The following is a 16,663-nucleotide window of genomic DNA, read 5'->3' as shown; positions in this document are numbered from 1 at the left end:
CAGGTGGGGCAGGCGCCGGTCCAGATCACGAGGAGTAACTGCAGCTCGCGAACGACTCGGTAGAGGCTCAGGCCGACGCCGTCTCTTTTGGGGATCGGCTCAGTCGCTGCAGGGTGCAGAAGGCGTGGGCGACCGAAACGAGGGTGACGTGGTGGTGCCAGCCTGGCCAGGTTCGGCCTTCGAAGTGGGCCAGGCCCAGGGCCTGCTTCATCTCTCGGTAGTCGTTCTCGATGCGCCAGCGAAGCTTCGCGGTGCGCACGAGGACGGGCAACGGGGTGGTCTCGGGCAGGTTGGAGAGCCAGAACTGCACGGGCTCGTCCTGGTCGGCTGGCCATTCGGCCAGCAGCCAGCGCACCGGCAGTTCGGCGCCGGGGGTGGCTTTGCAGATCTCACGTCCGGCGGGCCGGATCCGCAGGGCCACGAAGCGCGAGTACATGCGTTTGTGCCCGCTGCGGCCACTGCCCGGCCGCGATCCCTCCCTCCACTGCACTGGCCGTGCGGAAGATTTGCCGGCCGCGATGACCAGGCTCTTCACCCTCTGTGCCAGCTCGGGGTAGGCAGGAACCGGCCGTCGTCCCCGGCCGGGGTAGGCCGGGGTGCACGGCTGTGCGTCCCCGGGTTGCGCGGTGGTCGTGGTCGAGATGCCCACCACGTAGTGGAGACCGCGTTCCTCCAGGCCAAGCCGGAAGGCGGCGGTATCCCCATAGCCGCCGTCGGCGATGACCTGGGGCACCTCGATGCCCCAGGAGCGCGTCTCGTCGATCATGTCGAGGGCCAGCTGCCACTTCTCGACATGGCCCGCCTGGGCAGGGATGGCGCACTTGGCACGGCGGACCACTTTGACCGGATCCGCCTTCGGCGAGGCGGGATCCCAGCTCTCGGGCAGGAACAGACGCCAGTTCACCGCCGCCGAGGCGCCGTTGGAAGCCAGGTGCAGCGAGACCCCGGCCTGGCAGTTGGTGACCTTGCCCGCGGTGCCGGTGTACTGCCGGGTCACGCACGCGGACGCGTCCCCGTCCTTGAGGAACCCGGTGTCATCGATGATCAACGCGGTGGGCTTGATGACCGGCTGCATCCGCCAGGCCAAACGGGCCCGGACATGTGCCGCGTCCCACGGGCTGGAAGTGACGAAGTGGGCCAGGGCCTGCCGGTTCCCGTCTTCGCCCAGGCGGGCGGCCATCGGCTCCACCGACTTGCGCCCGCCGTCCAGCAGCAGGCCCCGCAGATATACCTCGCCCCACCGCCGCTGATCTGCCCGCGCGAACGGCTCGAACATCTCCGCCGCGAAGTCCTCCAGATCACACCGGACCGCAGCCAACTCCCCACCCAGCACACCCGATCAACGGCACGACCGATCAGGAAGACACGCCATCAAGGACCGCACCTGACCAAGCCCTACTAGTCGCTAGTCGCTAGTCACGCTGAGCGGCGAACAGTTCCAGGTGCGCGCAGTTGGGACAGCGATAGGCGTCGATCTGCCAGTGAGGCCGCCCCATCCTCTTGGCACCGCCCAGCGGGCCTCGCTCAAGGGCCCCTTCGATCCACCGGGCGAACCCGCGAGCGCCTTGCCCGGAGTCCTCGACGAAGCCCGGCTGCAGCCCCACGGCACCACACTGGGTGCACCGTATGTCGTTCATCGGCTGCCTCCGAGGAAGTCCCGGAGCTCAGGCCGGGGAGAAAACGGAATCCTCGGAGCAGGCTATGTGGCCGGACAGCGGGGCGGGCAAGGGGGGGTTGCCACGGCTGTCAGCAGGTCGGTAAAGACACGGGCAAAGGAGGCTCACAGCAAGATCGCCGGGAGAAAAGAGAGTTCGTTACGGCCGAGGAATGATCACGTCACGCCGACGGTCGACGGGCCAGCCATTCTCACGTCCAGTCATCAGTTCTTCCCCCCAGAACGAAAGACAGGACCATGACGCCCACGCCCCCCAAGCACTCACGTCGAGCAAGGATCGCGGCCCGCATCGGCATGGTGCTGACCGCCATGGCACTCGCGCTCGGCATCACCGCCGGAACAGCCCTGGCGGACACGCTGAAGTACAGCGGCGACTTCAGCTGGCGCGCGACGCAGGTGAAGCGGCTGGCCAACTGCGCCTCCACCCATTGGTACAACGGCACCCAGCAGGCTGCGGGCTCGACGGGCGACGCCTCGACCGGCAGCAAGCTCACCGCCTGCGACGGGGCGGGATCCGACTCGTACTGGGACGGCGTGCATCTCCTCGCCGCCGACACCCTGACGATGGACGGCCGTAAGGTCGGTTACCGCTCCGACGCGAGCTGCCCGCCCTCGCGCGGCTTCCAGTTCATCAAGTGCTGGTACGTGGGCGGCAAGGCCAAGGGCAACCCCGTCATCAACGTCTCCATCATCGCGACCGGCCTCGGCGGCCAGGACGTGGCCGTCGACTGGTACTACCTGTAGAAGAGGAACGCGGCCCAGGCCTCACCGGCGACGGTGAGGTTCGGGCCGCCGGGGTTCTTGGAGTCGCGGATGTGTATCGCGGCGGTGGGGGAGTGAGGGCAGGGGGCGATCTCTACGCAGTTACCGCCGCCGCCGTCGCTGTACGTCGACTTGCGCCAGGCGTAGGCGACTTCGACGCAGGCGCCGCCGCCGCTGTCGCTGTAGCTGGACTTGAACCATCGCAGTGCACCGGCGTCGCTCATGGTTCCTCTCCTGCCAACCGTTCGATGAGGCCGAGTGAGTCGTCGGGACTCAGGGCCTGCGATCGGATCTTCGCATAGCGGTGGGCGAGTTGTGCCACCTCGGGGGGATCGCTGATCAGGATGCCCTGGTCCTCGATCTCCATGTAGACGACGTGGTCGTGGTCCTCGGTGACGAGGAGGTTCATGGGGCCTCGGTCACCGGCGTGCGATCCGCGCAACCCGCGTTCCAACGGTAGTACTTGCAGACACACATTCTCCCTCTGGGCGTCCTCTGCGAGCGAGAGCAGTTGCCCGCGCATGACGTCCCGGTCGCCGAACGGCCGCCGTAGCACGCTCTCTTCGAGGATCAGCTCGACCAGCGGGGCGGGGTCGCGGTCGAAGAGCGCCCGGCGGGCGAGCCGCGCCTCGACGAGTTCCTCGCGCTTCTGGTCGGAGACCGCCGGATAGCCGCCCCGGATGAGTGCCTGGGCGTACGCCTCGGTCTGGAAGATCCCGTCGATGACGAAGTTGGCGTACGAGGAGATGGTGACCGCGCCGCGTTCCAGCCCCGCGAACCCCCGGAACCGGGCCGGGTACTTCTCCAGCAGCATCCACTTCCGGGCCTTCTCGAAGACGCCCAGCCCACCCCCGAGCACCTCCTCCAGCTTGACGAGCATCTTGTCGCTCGCGGGCTGCGCGCACGTCTCCATCGCGCTGACCGCCGATGCCGTGTAGCCGATCAGCTTGCCCAACTCCTCCTGCGTGAGCCCCATTTGCTCGCGCAGGGCCTTGGCGAGGGCGGCGACCATGTGTGCCGTGCCGCCCGCTTCCACCTTGTTGTCCGAACTCGCCATCCGGTCACTCCCGAACTCAACCGAACTCAACTGGTCACCACCGACCCACGTCGAATTCCGACAGCTACCAACTCTCGACGCAGAGTTATGGAAGAAGCTAGCCCCACCTGCCGAAACTGTCCCCATGAACACAGAAAGTGACGAGACAAACCTCGCCGAACCCCCACTCGCCCCTGAGATCCCCGACACCCTCGACATCCCCGACTGGATCCCGCCCACCGGTATCCAACTCCGCAAGGCGGGCGTCCAGTTCGACGCGGTACGGGTGGACGGCGACGAGGGCCGGGCTGCGGCGGACCGGCTGGCGCGGATGACCGGCGGTGCGCCGGGGCCTGTGGTTGAGGAGGCGAACGGGAGTCGTGCGGTCTACTTCCTCGTGCCCGTGGGTGCGACGACCCGCCGGGTCTGGCCACCGGGAGTCACCTGTCTCGCGTCCGGTCCGTGCCGCATCGCCTTCATCCCCGTCCCGGCGCTCAACGGCCAGACATGGCCGCTGACTTGGCGTTATCGGCCGACGGGGAGAGATCACCTCGTACACGCGTTGCTTCTGAAGGCGGCACTTCACCCCGAAGAGTGAAGAACGTGAACTTCCGCCCGAGAAAAGCCCGTTCAGCTTGCATTCGTCGCTCTGCGTGCCCTTAGAGTCACGGCAACAAAGAACGCCCCCGCGGTGCGCCAACACCCGGGGGCTCGGCACCCAGAGAATCGACCTCCAGATGCGCATTCATCGTACGACGCCCACGCGCGCCTTTTCAGTCTTCTCCAACGCCCTTCTCCGCGACCGGAGTCTCTCCTGGTGCGCGGTAGGCGTACTGACGTACCTCCTCAGCCTGCCGAACGGCGCCCGCGCCACCATCCGTACCCTCGCCGAGCAGCGCAAGGAAGGGCGGGCGCGGATCGCTGCCGCCCTGCATGAGCTGGAGGAATCCCGGTATCTGCGGCGGGTGGTGCGCAAGGACGAGGAGTCCGGGCAATTCTCCACCGTGTACGAGGTGTTCGACACTCCGTACGACGACGAGCCCCCTGCGGGTGAATCCGAAGAAGTTCAGAACCGGGCCTCCGGTGAGTCGGAATCCGGGGCTTCGGGAGCTCTCCCTTCGGTCGAAAAGACCAGGGAAGAAGAACCTCCCTCCCCGCCGTCGGCCGACGCGCCGTCGGCCGAGACGGCGGCAGGCGAGGTGCCACCGGCCGAGCCCGGGGCTCCGCCCGGCGAACGCACCGCGCTCGCCGCGCGGTTGCTCGGCTCGCTCAGCCGTACCGAGCCCCGGCTGGCCCTCGGTGCCGCCGAGGCGTTGCGGCTGGCGCCGCTGGTCGAGGAGTGGTGGGCGGCGGGGGCGAGCAGTGCACAGGTACGCGCGGCGCTGACGCAGGGGCTGCCCTCGCGGCTGTACTCGCCCCGCGCCATCGTCGAGGACCGCCTGCGCCGCAAATGCCCGGCCGCACCGGCCGCTGCAGTCGCGCCGGTCGCTGCCGCCGTCGAGTCGGCAGGTCGGGCGGCGTCCGGAGCGACAACGGCCGTACCCGTCACGACCGTTGAGATCCGCAAGCCCGACGCCTCCGGCAGTTATCGCGATGCGGCACGACGTGGCGGGGCTCTGGCCCGCGCCCTGCTGCAGGGGCGGCCCGCGCCCGCGTAGGCGTCGTACACAGTCTCCCGGCCGTGCGTCCGTGCGGCCGGGTCACCCACCCGGGAGGAAACAGGATGACCGCATTGCTTGAGCGGCCCGAGACGGTATACCGCAGGTATACTGTCGTCATGGCTGACACCACCGTCAAGGTCGACCCCCTGGTCCGTGACCGCCTCATGGTGCTCGCCCGCGAGCGCGGGATGACCATGCGCGATCTGATCGCAGAGCTGGCGGGGGCCACGCCGACCCAGGAGGAGCTGCGGAAGCGGTACGAGGAGACCAAGGCGTACTGCGAGACGCACTTCGGGGTCATCCTCACCGACGAGGACCACGACAGGGTCGAGAAGGTGTGGCAGGACCTGGAGGCCGGACAGGAGGTGGAGAGCCTGTGAGCACCGCAAAGGGAGGCGGAAGGTCTGGACCCTCCGGGTCGACCGGGGTCGTCTTCGATGAGTCGGCGTTGCTGGCGCTCGGGTCGGGCAACTCGCTCGCCTCGCAGTTCGTGTCCAACACCGAGCACGGGCCAACCCGGCACGTGTACGTGCCCGCGCTCTGCCTCGCCGCTGCCGACGGCATGCGCAAGGGGCTGGCCGAGCACATCGGCGCCCTGCCCGCCGTCGAGATCGTCGAGCTGGACTTCGCCGGCGCGTCCACCGTGGGCGCGCTGCTGCGCGACGGGGTGGAGTGGCGGCTCGGCCACGCGGTCCACCTGTCCCGGCCGACGGCGGACTGGCCGAACGGCCGGCGTGTACTGACTGTCGACCCCGATCTGTACGCGGACATGCCCCTCGTGCGGACCCTCAGGCTGCCGCGTCAGCGGTAGCTTCCGGCACCGGCAATGGGAAGGGGCCCGCGCCCCGAAAGGACGCGGGCCCCGGACGGCCGGCGGGTCGTCAGCCCACACTCACCGAGTACGACGACGTGCTCAACTTGCCCTTGCCGCTGAAGACTTCGGTGCCCGCCTCCACGCTGGTCAGGTAGTTGGTGTTGGCCATGAGCTTGCGCTGGACCAGCGCGCCGGTCAGGGCCGTCAGGTCGGTCGTCTGCGAGTTGGTGTTGGTCTTGCGGACGAACGAGAAGACGTTCCAACTGCTGTTCGTGTTGACGATCTTGCCGACGTAGAGGTCCCAGGCGACACCGCCCACGGTCAGCGTCTCGCGCTTCGTGCCGAGAGGGCCCGCGCCGTTCTGGCGGTTGAGCCAGACCATCATTTCGTCGTGCGGCTGGTCCTGCCAGTCCGGGTTGGACTTCTGGTGGAACCAGAGGTCGTACGAGACGTTCATGACCGTCGGCGTCGTCTGGGTGATGTTGAAGCTCCAGGACGACGTCACCTTACGGCCGCTGTTGAGGCGGACCGGGAGCTTGGTGGTGGTGTCCTTCCAGCCCCAGTGCCAGCCCAGGACGGCGCTGGCGTACGCCTTGACGCCGTGCGGGTCGCCGCCCTTCCAGTCGAAGGACGTCTCCCAGTTGATCTTGCCGTTCTTGTACGAGTTGAGCCAGGTGCACTCCTGGCCCGTCGCGCCCTTCGCACCCCAGACGTTGTTGTTGAGGTAGTACGGCGGGACCTTCACCGTGTTGAAGGCCGTGCAGATGTCCGTCGGCTTGGCGACGGCCGCAGGGGCGGGGACGGCGGAGGCGCCGGGGGCGAGCAGCAGTGGTGCCGCTACGGCAGCGCTCGCCAGTCCGACGAGCAACGGCAGGCGGTACAGACGCTTGATGGTGACCACGATGTCTCTTCCTTACCGCTACTTGTAGGTGACGTCGGACGTGCGGTAGATGCAGTTCCTGCCGTCCGGGCCCGAGCCCGTCTTCGTGGGCTCGCCGACGGTCGTCCCGCGGAACTTCTGGCAGATCACGATCTTGCGGGCCGCGTCGCCGATGACGGTGACGCGCGTCAGCTTGGCCGTGTCGCCGTAGGGGGTCGCGTTGATGCCGACGACGTCCAGGCCGGGCGCCTTGATCGTCACGTTGTCGACGATCACGTTGCGCTGGTACTGGGTCTTGCAGACGCCGCAGGAGCGGTACAGCTTGCCGAAGTTCTCGACCTCGAAGTTCTTGATGACGAACGTGCCGGGGCCGTTGTGCTGGAACACCTTGTCGGCCGCCTTGCGGGCACCGCCGCCGTCGATCGTCATCGTCTGGTTGGCACGCGTGCCCTTGAACGTGGCCGCGTCCTCGCCGACGTCCTCCCACCAGACGTTCTTGATGGTGCAGGTGCCCCGGCAGTGGATGCCGTCGGCGGCCGGTGCGCCGATGATCACGTTGGAGATCGTGGCGCCGTCCGCGAGTTCGAGGATGGGCGGCTGGTTCTCGGTCTGGTCGCCGCCGCCGAGGGCGCCGCTGCCGACGAAGCGGGTGAAGTCGTAGTTCTTGGTGCCGGCGGGGACCTTGATGGTCGCGGTCACCTTCTGGGTGCGCTTCGCGGCCGGCCAGGTCGCGGCGGCGGCGGGCGAGGGCCCGGCGGTGAGCGTGAGGGTGACCGCCAGGGTGAGGCCGGCGCCGAGGAGGGTGCGGATCCGGTTCGTGTTCACGTTCATGACGCGGTCACCAGCCGTCCCGTACGTGCGTCCTGTCCCGTACGCGCGCCACCCGCGCGGTGGAGGTCGACGATGTGGACGGAGCCCGCGGGGACGCAGCCCAGCGCGACGAGCCCGTACCGGCCCGCGTGGGCGTCGGCGACGCACTCCACGGCGACTCCGGGTTCGCACTCCTCGACGTGTTCCTCGGGCGTGAAGTTGCTCGGATGGCAGTTGATGCCGACGGAGACGTCCGCCGGGACGGTGAGGTCCGCCTCGGCGAGGACGTGGGCGAGGTGGCTGTCGCCGGCGGGGGCGAGTTCCTGGCAGCAGTAGCCGGCCGGGAGCTTGACCATGGTGGTGGCGGGGGCCGTCTGCGCCGTGGCTGTGCCCGGCAACAGGGACACCATCGCCGACGCCGTGAAAGCGGCAAGTGGCACCAGGGTGCGTATGCGTTGGTTCATGCACGCATGGTGATCATCCGGTCGCGATATGCGCATTTCGGGTGGGCCGAACGTGCGCACGCCAAGTATCGATGCCGGGCATATCCTGATTTGGTGCGAGTGCGTACGACTGCGTGCCCGCGCGTCGATCAGGAGAAGGTGAGTGCCATGCGCGTTCTGCTCAAGGCGCAGTTCGACACCGAGAAGGGCAACGAGGGCATACGCAGCGGCAAGCTGCCGGAGCTGTTGAAGGAGACCATGGACCACCTCAAGCCGGAGGCGGCGTACTTCGGACCGGACGAGGGCTGCCGGTGCTGCTGGATGGTCCTCGACATGGAGGACTCCTCCCAGATGCCGGCCACCGCCGAGCCGTTCTTCACCCAGTTCAACGCCAAGGTCTCGTTCACCCCGATCATGAACGCCGAGGATCTGCAGAAGGGGCTCTCCCAGATCCGGTGAGCGTGCCGCCGCGTGCGCCCACGCCCACGCTCAGCTGAAGACGATCATCGACCCCTGGGCCAGGCTCCGCGTCGCCGCCGCGTTCAACCCCAGCCACACGTGCCGTTCCCGGGCGAACGGGCTCGAGTCGTGCGGTGCGGGTGCCGCCGGTTCCTCCAGTGACGTCGGGGTCAGCGGCGGGGCCGGGGCCACCGGGGGGTTCGCCGGGTCGATGCCGATCGAGGGAGCCACGAACTCCAGCTCCCTCAGCAGGGTCTGGGACGAGCCCAACGGGCCGCCCCCCGCGAGGAGTTCGTCGCTCGAAAGAGGGTGTGGGAAGTCCACCGGGACGTAGGCGCCCGCGTGGTCGTAGTGCCAGACCAGGTGCGACTGCTGGGCGGTCGCCTCGAACATCTCCAGCAACTGCTCGTAGTCACCGCCCAGTTCGTCCACCGGCGTCACCGGCAGACCGCACACCTGGAGGAGATACGCGCGGCGCAGGAAGTGCAGCGCGTCGTAGTCGAAGCCCGCGATCGGGGCCACGTCGCCGGACAGCCCCGGCATGTACGCGTAGACCGGCACCGGAGGCAGTCCCGCCTCGCCCAGCACCTTGTCGTAGAGCGCGAGTTCGTCGGCGAAGGGGTTGTCGGGGGTGTGACAGAGCACGTCGACGAGTGGGACCAGCCACAGGTCACAGGCCAAAGGAGAACTCCTCGCATCGTCGCAGGCGGTGGTCAGGCACCGTGGGCAGAGCAGTCAGGGAAGCGTAGTGGGTGGTGGGTGGGTCGGACCCCCGTGTGACGGGCCAGACAACGAAAGGAACAGGTCAGGAACAGGTCAGGAACAGCCCGGGAGGGGGCTCACGACCCGTCGTGCAGGTCCCATACCCACACCCCGCCCGTCCACTTACCCTTCTGGCCCGTCAACTGCTCCAGCGTCTCGCGCAGCACCCCGTCGTTGCCCTGCGGTGCCAGCACCAGCACGCCCGCCTTCCAGTACGCGAAGTCCTTCTTGGCCTGTGCCCGCCAGTTGGCGCCGATCGTCGGCGCGACGCCGTTGTAGCGCACGTCCCGCAGCATGTTGGAGGTGAAGCGGGGTGAGGCGCCGTAGATGCCCACGCGCTCCTCGCCGTACGGCCCGTTGAAGTACCCGCCCGGCAGTTTGAACCCGAGGCCGGCCGCCGTCTGCCAGTGCAGCGCCTCGGCGTTGCCGGGATCGGGCAAGGGCACCGGGACGAGCGACTCGCCCTTCCCGACGTACGACTTCCACATGCCGTCCGCGATGAAGGGGGGCACGGCCGTGCGTTCCACCGTCTTCAGCGGGGCCGGGACGATCGGCAGCACGGCGAGGAGGACGGCCAGCGTGCCGAAGTACTGCGTGGTCAGGTTGCGGGTGGCCGCCAGCCGTTCCAGCGCGATGGCCAGGAGCATGCCCAGCGCGGGCGCGCAGATCATCGCGACCCGGCCCTCGATCACCGACTCGAACAGCGGCTTCTTGGCGAGCAGCGCCCAGGGACCCGGCAGCACGGTGTCGCTCAGCGGGATGCGGAACTCGGGGCCCAGCGACAGAAGCGCCGCGGCGACCGCCGTGAAGGCCAGCGCCTTCACCACCGTGCGCTCCCACAGCCGTACGACGATCGCGAAGGCCAGCAGGACCAGCGGCCAGCCGTAGAAGGCGTTCTGCTCGGTGGGGTTGAGGGAGAGGGCGTTCGCCCTGTCCGCGTCGCCCGCGACCAGGGAGCGCTCGGCGAAGGAGAGCAGCGCGAGCGGGCTGTTGCCGGCGTTGTCGCCGTGCAGGACGCTCTTGTAGCTCTGCGGCCCGAAGAACTGCCAGTAGAGGGGGAAGGCGACGATCGGGAGACAGACCGCGCCACCGATCAGCAGGCCGCGCAGCAGCGGACGCCAGGCGGCCTTCGCCACCTCCCGGTGCACGACGGCGTAGGCGAGGGCGAACAGCACCATCCCCATCGCCGCCAGGAGGAGCGGCTCCTCGCCGAGGAAGATCTGGTACGCCGCCATCAGGCCCAGGACCACGCCGTTGCGGGTGACCCGCTCGCCCTCGCACAGCCGCAGGGCGCGGTCGATGATCAGCGGCATCATGAAGAGGATGACGAAGTTCGGGTGCGCGTTGGCGTGGCTGACCATCGGGGGCGCGAAGGTCGCCAGGGCCGCTCCGGCGAAGGCCGCACCCCGTTGCCGTACGACCCTTTTCACGATCAGCCAGTACCAGGCCGTGGCGGTCGCCGCGAGGCCCAGGGTCATCACCAGGGCGAGGGAGACGGCCGGTCCGGCGAGGAGCGTGATCGGTGCGAAGGGGACGGAGAGGCCGAGCATGACCGTGTTGGCCATGAGGTTCACGCCGTCGGGGAAGCCCTGGAGGTCGGTGAAGAGCGGGTTGCGGAGGTGGCCGATGTTGTCGGCCGTGACCGCGAAGAACCACTCCCACTGGTTCTGGTCCTGGAGGGAGTCGGGGAGGTAGCGGCCCGCCGGGTCGAGCCAGCGGCCCGCGTACAGGGCGACCGCCATCAGCAGGAAGAGGGTGACCGCGAGGAGGTCGGCCGGGCGGACCGCGCGCGCCTTGAGGGCCGCCAGTTCGGCGAGGACACGGGCGTAGTCCAGCGGGCGCACCTTCGAGCCGGACTGGTGGGCCCAGCGGACCGGGATCTCGGCGACCGGCCAGTCGGCGCGGCGGAAGTGCTGGAGGACCTCGACGTCGATGCCCCAGCCGTTCAGCCGGGACGCGGCGAACGCCGTACGGGCACGGTCGCCGTCGAACAGTTTGAAGCCGCACTGGGTGTCCCGTATGCCGGGAACCGCGACCCTGCGTATCAGGAGGTTGCCGGCCCGGCCGAGGAATTCACGCACCCGGTGCTGGTGGTGCTCGATCGTCGCGCCGGGGACGGAACGGGAGCCGATGGCCGCCGCGTGCCCCTCGGTGAGCGCCTTGTCCAGTACTTCCAGTTCCTCTATGGGGGCGGCCAGGTCGGCATCCGTCACCAGGACGCGGGCACCGCGCGAGGCGGCGACGCCGAGGCGCAGGGCGTGGCCCTTGCCCCGGTTGCGGGGGCTGGTGACGAGCTGGACGCGGGGGTCGGCGAGGCCGGTGACGAGGTCGCGGGTGCCGTCGGTGGAACCGTCGTCGACGACCACCACCTCCCAGTCGCCCCAGCGGCCCTCGTTCTCCTGGAGGTGACCGGTGATGGCGGCGAGGGTGGGGCCGAGCCGCTCCTCCTCGTTGTAGGCGGGGACGACGACGGTCAGGTCGAGGGTGCCGGTGGTGCGGGTGGGAGCGCTCATCCGAGGGTGCCCCCGTTCTCCGCCGGTGCCGTGACGCCGTCGTCCTTGCCGTTGTCCTTCTCGTCCTTCTCGTCGCTTTCGTCCTTCTCCTGCTCCTTGTCCTCGCCTCCGTCGGAGGCGAGGCCGGAGCGGTCGGACTGGCCGGAGCCTGCGGAGCGGTCGTTGGACAGGCCCTCTATGAGGGCGAGGGAGTGCAGGTCGTAGTCGTCGACCATCCTGTGCGCCTCGGCGAGGTCGCGGAGGGTCAGCGCGTCGACGACCTCGGTGTACCGGGACCACAGGTGACCGCGCAGGTCGCTCACCCGGCGCAGGTGCTGCACCGCGCACACCCAGGACTGGACGCGCAGCCGGTGCAGGAAGTCGGTGAGGTACTCGTTGCCGAACAGGGCGCCCAGTTCGCGCCAGAAGCGCAGGTCGTAGCCGATGAGGATGTTCAGCTCACCGGCGGTGGCGGCACGTCGTGCCTCCTCGCCCCGGCGGCGGACACCGGCGAGGGCGGCGGCGGCACGGGGGTCGCCGACGCGGACGAAGAAGCCGCGCGGTCCCGGGCTGTCAACGGCGAAGCCACTCACCCGACCGCCGGGCCGACCGCCTGCCGGACCCCCCGCCGCAACGGTCGCCAGACCCTTCGCCAGGCCGTGGAACATGCCGTCGGTGACCAGACCGCGGGCCTCGATCATGCCCCGGAAGTCGGCCGGCGAGTACTCGTGCACACGGAAGCCGCGGTGCTGGTCGGCCTCCAGCAGGCCCTGGGCCGACAGATCGACCAGGGCCTCGCGGACGGGCGTCGCGGAGACGCCGTACTGCTCGGCGATCTCCTTGACCGTGAACTCCTGGCCCGGCTGGAGACGGCCGGCCAGCACCTCGTCGCGGAGCGCGGCCGCGATCTGCTGCCGCAGGGTGCTGCGGGTCACGGCGCCGTTGCCGCTGCTGGCGGGCATGGTCGGGGCCCTCCCCCTTCGCGCGTGTGGATGACTACTCGCATATGTCTACGAGCACGTCACCTTACGCGTTCGGGTTACCGGAGAACTTTCCTGTGCGCTTACCCACCTTCCGCCGGTGTCCCGCTCTTACCCGCGCCCGCTCACTGCCCCTCGGTGTACTCGTCGGCGACCGTCAGCGCCGCGTCCAGGGCGGCGAGCCCCTCCTTGACCTCGGCCTCCGTGACGTTGCAGGGCGGGACGACATGGGTGCGGTTCATGTTGACGAACGGCCACAGCCCGTTCGCCTTCGCGGCGGCGCCGAACGCGGCCATCGGGGCGCCCGCCTCCCCAGCGGCGTTGTACGGGACCAGCGGCTCCCGGGTCTCCTTGTTCCGTACGAGGTCCAGGGCCCAGAAGACTCCGGTGCCGCGGACCTCGCCGACGCTCGGATGCCGGGCGGCCAGCTCCCTGAGCGCCGGTCCGATGATGTTCTCGCCGGTGCGGGCGGCCTGCCCGACGATGTCCTCCTCCGCCATCACGGTGAGCGTGGCGACGGCGGCGGCGCAGGCGAGGGGATGCCCGGAGTAGGTGAGGCCGCCGGGGTAGGGGCGGGTGGCGAAGGTCTCGGCGATGGCACCCGAGATCGCCACGCCACCCAGGGGCACATATCCGGAGTTGACGCCCTTGGCGAAGGTCATCAGGTCGGGCACGACGTCGAACAGGTCGGCGGCGAACCACTCACCGGTGCGCCCGAACCCGGCCATGACCTCGTCCAGGACGAAGACGATCCCGTACTGGTCGCAGAGAGCCCGCACCCCGGCGAGGTAGCCGGGCGGCGGGATCATGATGCCCGCGGTGCCGGGGATGGTCTCCAGGATGATCGCCGCGATGGTGGAAGGGCCCTCGAAGGTGATGGTGTCCTCAAGGTGCTGAAGCGCCCGGGCACACTCCTGCTCCTCCGTCTCCGCGTAGAACCTGGACCGGTAGAGATAGGGCGCCCAGAAGTGCACGACACCGGCGGTGCCGTTGTCGGAGGGCCAGCGGCGGGGGTCGCCGGTGATGTTCACGGCCTGCTGGGTGCCGCCGTGGTAGGAGCGGTAGGCCGACAGCACCTTGGGCCGCCCGGTGTGCAGCCGGGCCATGCGCACGGCGTGCTCGACGGCGTCGGCGCCACCGTTGGTGAAGAAGATCTTGTCGAGATCGCCCGGGGTCCGCTGAGCGATGAGCCGGGCGGCCTCCGACCGCGCCTCGACGGCGAACGCGGGCGCGAAGGTCGTCATCCGCCCGGCCTGCTCCTGAATGGCCGCGACGACCTTCGGGTGCTGGTAGCCGATGTTCGTGAACACCAGCCCACTGGTGAAGTCCAGATACCGCCTGCCGTCGTAGTCCCAGAAGTACGCCCCTTCGGCACCGGCGACGGCGAGCGGGTCGATGAGCTCCTGCGCGGACCAGGAGTGGAACACGTGCGCACGGTCGGCGGCCTTCACGGCCGCACCTGTCTGGGGGTTGGGCTGAGGGGTCATGCGGGGAGCGTAGGTGCCCCGGGTGACGGCGGGATATCGGCGTCCTGTCTGCGGTCCGGCGCTTTACACGACAGGTTGTCGCGTGTCCTGATGGGAAAGTAGGGCGGTGCGGGGGAGGTGAGAAGGGGGAGGCGGCGCGGGCATGGAGAGGCTCCGGGACGGTGATCCGGTGCGGATCGGGGCGTACCGGCTGGTCGCGCGGCTCGGTGCGGGCGGGATGGGGCATGTGTATGTCGCGCGCTCCGAACGGGGGCGCACGGTCGCCGTCAAGCTGGTCCGGCGGGAACTGGCCGAGCAGGACGAGTTCCGGGCCCGCTTCCGGCAGGAGGTCGCCGCCGCGCGGCGCGTCGGGGGGCGCTGGACGGCACCCGTCCTGGACGCCGACACCGAGGCCGCTGTCCCCTGGGTCGCCACCGGGTACGTCGCCGGGCCGAGCCTGGCGCAGGTCGTCGGGCACGACCACGGGCCGCTGCCCGAGCACTCGGTGCGCGTCCTCGCCGCCGGGCTCGCGCACGCCCTCCACGACATCCACACCGCCGGGATCGTCCACCGCGACCTCAAGCCGTCCAACGTCCTGGTCACCATCGACGGGCCCCGCGTCATCGACTTCGGTATCGCCCGCGCCCTGGAGACCCTCACGGAGGGCGGCCTCACGCGCGCGGGCGCGCTCGTCGGCTCACCCGGGTTCATGGCGCCCGAGCAGGTGCGGGGCGACCGGGTCACCGCCGCGGCCGACGTCTTCTGTCTCGGCTCCGTCCTGGTGTACGCGGGCACGGGCGCCCTGCCGTTCGGCGCGGCCGGCAGCGGGGCCCACGCCATGATGTTCCGCATCGCGCAGGAGGAACCCGACCTGACGGGCGTCCCGGAGAGCCTGGCCGCCCTCGTCCGCGACTGCCTGCACAAGGACCCGGCCCAGCGGCCCACACCGCGACAGATCCTGGAACGTACGGGGGTGTCGGCCGACGCCGTCGCGGACGGGACCGACGGACACGGGCGGGACATCTGGCTGCCGGGCGCGCTGGTCGCCCAACTGGGGCGACACGCGGTGCAGTTGCTCGATACGGAGGCAGAGGCGGAGGCGGAGGGTGATGCGGCTGCGGAGGTGGGGACGGGGACGGGGACGGGGGCTCGGGCAGCGGGCCTCGGGGGAGCGCCGGACCGGGACGAGCCGAACCCGGAAGAGCCGGAGGTCACGCCCGAGCATGCGCCGCCCGCCGGACAGCCCGTCCATCCCGGCCAGGGACACCCCCAGCACCACCCGCAGCCCATCACCGCCACCGCCGGTGACAGTCGGCGGCCCCCTGTCTGGCCAGGGGACCCGGCGCTCGAAGAGCCCGTCGTGCCGGTCGCGTGGAGCATGTCGCCCCCCGGTACGGCCCACCTCCACGCCGCAGGGCGCGCGGAGCGGGCGGAGGCGCGGAAACGGAGGTCCCGTCTGTCGCTGGCGCTCGGGGCCGCCGCGCTGGTCGTCGTCCTCGGGGCGGGCGCGTCCATAGTCGCTCTGCTGAACGGCGACGACGACATCCTGCCCACGCCCCCGAGCCCCACGCCGACCTCGCCGTCGGCCGGTGTCGTACCGTCCGGCTTCCTCGGCACCTGGACCGCCTCGATCGACAACTCCACGGGCCACAACACACGTCGGCTGACCATCAGACAGGGCGGGGTGGGCGACAGGGTGCTGACCCTGGTCGCCGACGGCCCCACGGCTTCCACGGGTACCTACCACTGCGTGTTCGTCGCCGCCCTGACGGAACGGCCCACCGACGAGACCCTGTTGAGGATCGGCCCGTCCCGGGTCACCACCGGCGAACCGCTCTCCGCCTGTTCCCCGGGCGCCGCTTCGACGCTCACCCTGGGCAAGGACGGCACGTTGGAACGGGCGACGGCGGGCGGTGGCGGGAAGCTGGCGTACGAGAGGGAGAGTTGAACGCCGACGTCGACGCATGAGTGACTTCTGGCCAATTTATGGCCGAGATCAAACTCCTGTGCGCACGCTTTCTTTACGCGTCCCACACATGTAACTCCCGCTGTGAGCACGCTGTTTGCTCGTGTCGTGCAGTGAATCGCAGGGCAAGTGGTTTCCCGTTCCACGATCCGGACGCGGGAGTCGGCTCTTGTCATGCCCTGTTGGCCTGTGGCTATGGTGAGCGCCGCGCCGACGGCAGGGGCCTCGACCACCCCTCCCGTGACGCGCTCACGTCATTCGGTGGCCGGGGGGACTGTGCCGCCACGGGGGATTGGTTCGTCATGCCGCGATGCCGGCTCGTTGTGAACACCTGCTCGACCGCTGTTGTCCGCGGTCCTTCTTCCCGCGCTGGTACGGCGGGCTGACCCACGCGTGGCCCACCGCCTCTTCGGGCGGTCCCTCTGCCTGTCCGCCTCCGCCCTGTCTGCCTCCCCGC

The 16,663-nt window shown here is 69.7% G+C and carries 18 protein-coding genes; 7 read left to right on the top strand and 11 right to left on the bottom strand.

Annotation, left to right across the window (positions count from 1 at the left end):
* Positions 1-67: 67 nt before the first annotated feature.
* The gene (locus OHN74_RS19300; RefSeq protein ID WP_443060410.1) at positions 68-1,333 is read right to left on the bottom strand and encodes an IS701 family transposase; all 1,266 of its coding nucleotides are present in this window, start codon (positions 1,331-1,333) and stop codon (positions 68-70) included.
* A 79-nt stretch (positions 1,334-1,412) separates the two neighbouring features.
* Positions 1,413-1,637, bottom strand: a complete 225-nt coding sequence (locus OHN74_RS19295) for a hypothetical protein (RefSeq protein WP_327695801.1) — start codon at positions 1,635-1,637, stop codon at positions 1,413-1,415.
* A gap of 275 nt (positions 1,638-1,912) precedes the next feature.
* Between OHN74_RS19295 and OHN74_RS19290 the strand changes: the two genes are divergently transcribed.
* Positions 1,913-2,419: a hypothetical protein gene (locus OHN74_RS19290; protein WP_327695800.1), complete on the top strand. Its 507-nt coding sequence runs from the start codon at positions 1,913-1,915 to the stop codon at positions 2,417-2,419.
* On the opposite strand, the gene OHN74_RS19285 is transcribed toward OHN74_RS19290, so the two are convergent.
* Positions 2,410-2,661, bottom strand: coding sequence for a DUF397 domain-containing protein (locus OHN74_RS19285; RefSeq protein ID WP_327695799.1), 252 nt, complete (start codon positions 2,659-2,661; stop codon positions 2,410-2,412). The two genes, OHN74_RS19290 and OHN74_RS19285, sit on opposite strands and share 10 nt — an antisense overlap.
* Positions 2,658-3,494: a helix-turn-helix domain-containing protein gene (locus tag OHN74_RS19280; protein WP_327695798.1), complete on the bottom strand. Its 837-nt coding sequence runs from the start codon at positions 3,492-3,494 to the stop codon at positions 2,658-2,660. Before OHN74_RS19280 ends, OHN74_RS19285 begins: the two co-directional genes overlap by 4 nt.
* Positions 3,495-3,618: 124 nt before the next feature.
* Here OHN74_RS19280 and OHN74_RS19275 point away from each other — a divergent pair, with 124 nt between their 5' ends.
* The 4 genes from OHN74_RS19275 (at position 3,619) to OHN74_RS19260 (ending at position 5,945) form a co-directional block, all read left to right on the top strand.
* Positions 3,619-4,071, top strand: coding sequence for a hypothetical protein (locus tag OHN74_RS19275; protein ID WP_327695797.1), 453 nt, complete (start codon positions 3,619-3,621; stop codon positions 4,069-4,071).
* A gap of 139 nt (positions 4,072-4,210) precedes the next feature.
* Positions 4,211-5,131 (top strand): hypothetical protein, encoded by a 921-nt coding sequence (locus OHN74_RS19270; RefSeq protein ID WP_327695796.1) that lies wholly within the window; start codon positions 4,211-4,213, stop codon positions 5,129-5,131.
* Positions 5,132-5,250: 119 nt separating this feature from the next.
* Positions 5,251-5,514 carry a hypothetical protein gene (locus tag OHN74_RS19265; RefSeq protein WP_327695795.1) on the top strand — a complete coding sequence of 88 codons (264 nt, stop codon included), beginning with the start codon at positions 5,251-5,253 and terminating at the stop codon, positions 5,512-5,514.
* Positions 5,511-5,945, top strand: coding sequence for a hypothetical protein (locus OHN74_RS19260; RefSeq protein ID WP_327695794.1), 435 nt, complete (start codon positions 5,511-5,513; stop codon positions 5,943-5,945). Before OHN74_RS19265 ends, OHN74_RS19260 begins: the two co-directional genes overlap by 4 nt.
* A gap of 70 nt (positions 5,946-6,015) precedes the next feature.
* Here OHN74_RS19260 and OHN74_RS19255 read toward each other — a convergent pair whose 3' ends face one another.
* Genes OHN74_RS19255 through OHN74_RS19245 form a run of 3 tightly spaced genes read right to left on the bottom strand, consistent with a single transcriptional unit; the run spans position 6,016 to position 8,102 of the window.
* On the bottom strand, positions 6,016-6,849 hold the full coding sequence (locus OHN74_RS19255) for a GH12 family glycosyl hydrolase domain-containing protein (protein ID WP_327695793.1): 834 nt from the start codon (positions 6,847-6,849) through the stop codon (positions 6,016-6,018).
* Positions 6,850-6,867: 18 nt separating this feature from the next.
* Entirely contained in the window at positions 6,868-7,659 is a 792-nt protein-coding gene (locus tag OHN74_RS19250; RefSeq protein ID WP_327695792.1) for a pectate lyase, read from the bottom strand.
* Complete coding sequence (locus OHN74_RS19245) at positions 7,656-8,102, bottom strand: hypothetical protein (protein ID WP_327695791.1); 447 nt, start codon at positions 8,100-8,102, stop codon at positions 7,656-7,658. Before OHN74_RS19245 ends, OHN74_RS19250 begins: the two co-directional genes overlap by 4 nt.
* Before the next feature lie 147 nt (positions 8,103-8,249).
* On the opposite strand from OHN74_RS19245, the gene OHN74_RS19240 reads away from it, so the two are divergent.
* Positions 8,250-8,540: a DUF3303 family protein gene (locus tag OHN74_RS19240; RefSeq protein WP_327695790.1), complete on the top strand. Its 291-nt coding sequence runs from the start codon at positions 8,250-8,252 to the stop codon at positions 8,538-8,540.
* Between the two features lie 30 nt (positions 8,541-8,570).
* Here OHN74_RS19240 and OHN74_RS19235 read toward each other — a convergent pair whose 3' ends face one another.
* From OHN74_RS19235 to OHN74_RS19220, 4 genes are all read right to left on the bottom strand, one after another.
* Entirely contained in the window at positions 8,571-9,221 is a 651-nt protein-coding gene (locus tag OHN74_RS19235) for a hypothetical protein (protein ID WP_327695789.1), read from the bottom strand.
* 158 nt (positions 9,222-9,379) lie between these two features.
* Complete coding sequence (locus OHN74_RS19230; RefSeq protein ID WP_327695788.1) at positions 9,380-11,815, bottom strand: dolichyl-phosphate beta-glucosyltransferase; 2,436 nt, start codon at positions 11,813-11,815, stop codon at positions 9,380-9,382.
* Positions 11,812-12,756, bottom strand: a complete 945-nt coding sequence (locus OHN74_RS19225; RefSeq protein ID WP_443060409.1) for a GntR family transcriptional regulator — start codon at positions 12,754-12,756, stop codon at positions 11,812-11,814. Before OHN74_RS19225 ends, OHN74_RS19230 begins: the two co-directional genes overlap by 4 nt.
* Positions 12,757-12,899: 143 nt before the next feature.
* The gene (locus OHN74_RS19220) at positions 12,900-14,261 is read right to left on the bottom strand and encodes an aspartate aminotransferase family protein (protein WP_327695787.1); all 1,362 of its coding nucleotides are present in this window, start codon (positions 14,259-14,261) and stop codon (positions 12,900-12,902) included.
* A gap of 142 nt (positions 14,262-14,403) precedes the next feature.
* Between OHN74_RS19220 and OHN74_RS19215 the strand changes: the two genes are divergently transcribed.
* On the top strand, positions 14,404-16,188 hold the full coding sequence (locus OHN74_RS19215; RefSeq protein WP_327695786.1) for a serine/threonine-protein kinase: 1,785 nt from the start codon (positions 14,404-14,406) through the stop codon (positions 16,186-16,188).
* Positions 16,189-16,663: the final 475 nt, after the last annotated feature.

The organism is Streptomyces sp. NBC_00459, from assembly GCF_036013955.1.
Classification (GTDB): Bacteria; Actinomycetota; Actinomycetes; order Streptomycetales; family Streptomycetaceae; genus Streptomyces.
This window is presented reverse-complemented; position numbering and strand designations above follow the sequence as displayed.

Bases quoted from the DNA above. Each gene is read 5' to 3' on its own strand.
- OHN74_RS19295 (WP_327695801.1), bottom strand. From the start codon at position 1,637: ATGAACGACATACGGTGCACCCAGTGTGGTGCCGTGGGGCTGCAGCCG.
- OHN74_RS19290 (WP_327695800.1), top strand. From the start codon at position 1,913: ATGACGCCCACGCCCCCCAAGCACTCACGTCGAGCAAGGATCGCGGCC.
- OHN74_RS19285 (WP_327695799.1), bottom strand. From the start codon at position 2,661: ATGAGCGACGCCGGTGCACTGCGATGGTTCAAGTCCAGCTACAGCGAC.
- OHN74_RS19280 (WP_327695798.1), bottom strand. From the start codon at position 3,494: ATGGCGAGTTCGGACAACAAGGTGGAAGCGGGCGGCACGGCACACATG.
- OHN74_RS19275 (WP_327695797.1), top strand. From the start codon at position 3,619: ATGAACACAGAAAGTGACGAGACAAACCTCGCCGAACCCCCACTCGCC.
- OHN74_RS19270 (WP_327695796.1), top strand. From the start codon at position 4,211: ATGCGCATTCATCGTACGACGCCCACGCGCGCCTTTTCAGTCTTCTCC.
- OHN74_RS19265 (WP_327695795.1), top strand. From the start codon at position 5,251: ATGGCTGACACCACCGTCAAGGTCGACCCCCTGGTCCGTGACCGCCTC.
- OHN74_RS19250 (WP_327695792.1), bottom strand. From the start codon at position 7,659: ATGAACGTGAACACGAACCGGATCCGCACCCTCCTCGGCGCCGGCCTC.
- OHN74_RS19245 (WP_327695791.1), bottom strand. From the start codon at position 8,102: ATGAACCAACGCATACGCACCCTGGTGCCACTTGCCGCTTTCACGGCG.
- OHN74_RS19240 (WP_327695790.1), top strand. From the start codon at position 8,250: ATGCGCGTTCTGCTCAAGGCGCAGTTCGACACCGAGAAGGGCAACGAG.
- OHN74_RS19230 (WP_327695788.1), bottom strand. From the start codon at position 11,815: ATGAGCGCTCCCACCCGCACCACCGGCACCCTCGACCTGACCGTCGTC.
- OHN74_RS19225 (WP_443060409.1), bottom strand. From the start codon at position 12,756: ATGCCCGCCAGCAGCGGCAACGGCGCCGTGACCCGCAGCACCCTGCGG.
- OHN74_RS19220 (WP_327695787.1), bottom strand. From the start codon at position 14,261: ATGACCCCTCAGCCCAACCCCCAGACAGGTGCGGCCGTGAAGGCCGCC.
- OHN74_RS19215 (WP_327695786.1), top strand. From the start codon at position 14,404: ATGGAGAGGCTCCGGGACGGTGATCCGGTGCGGATCGGGGCGTACCGG.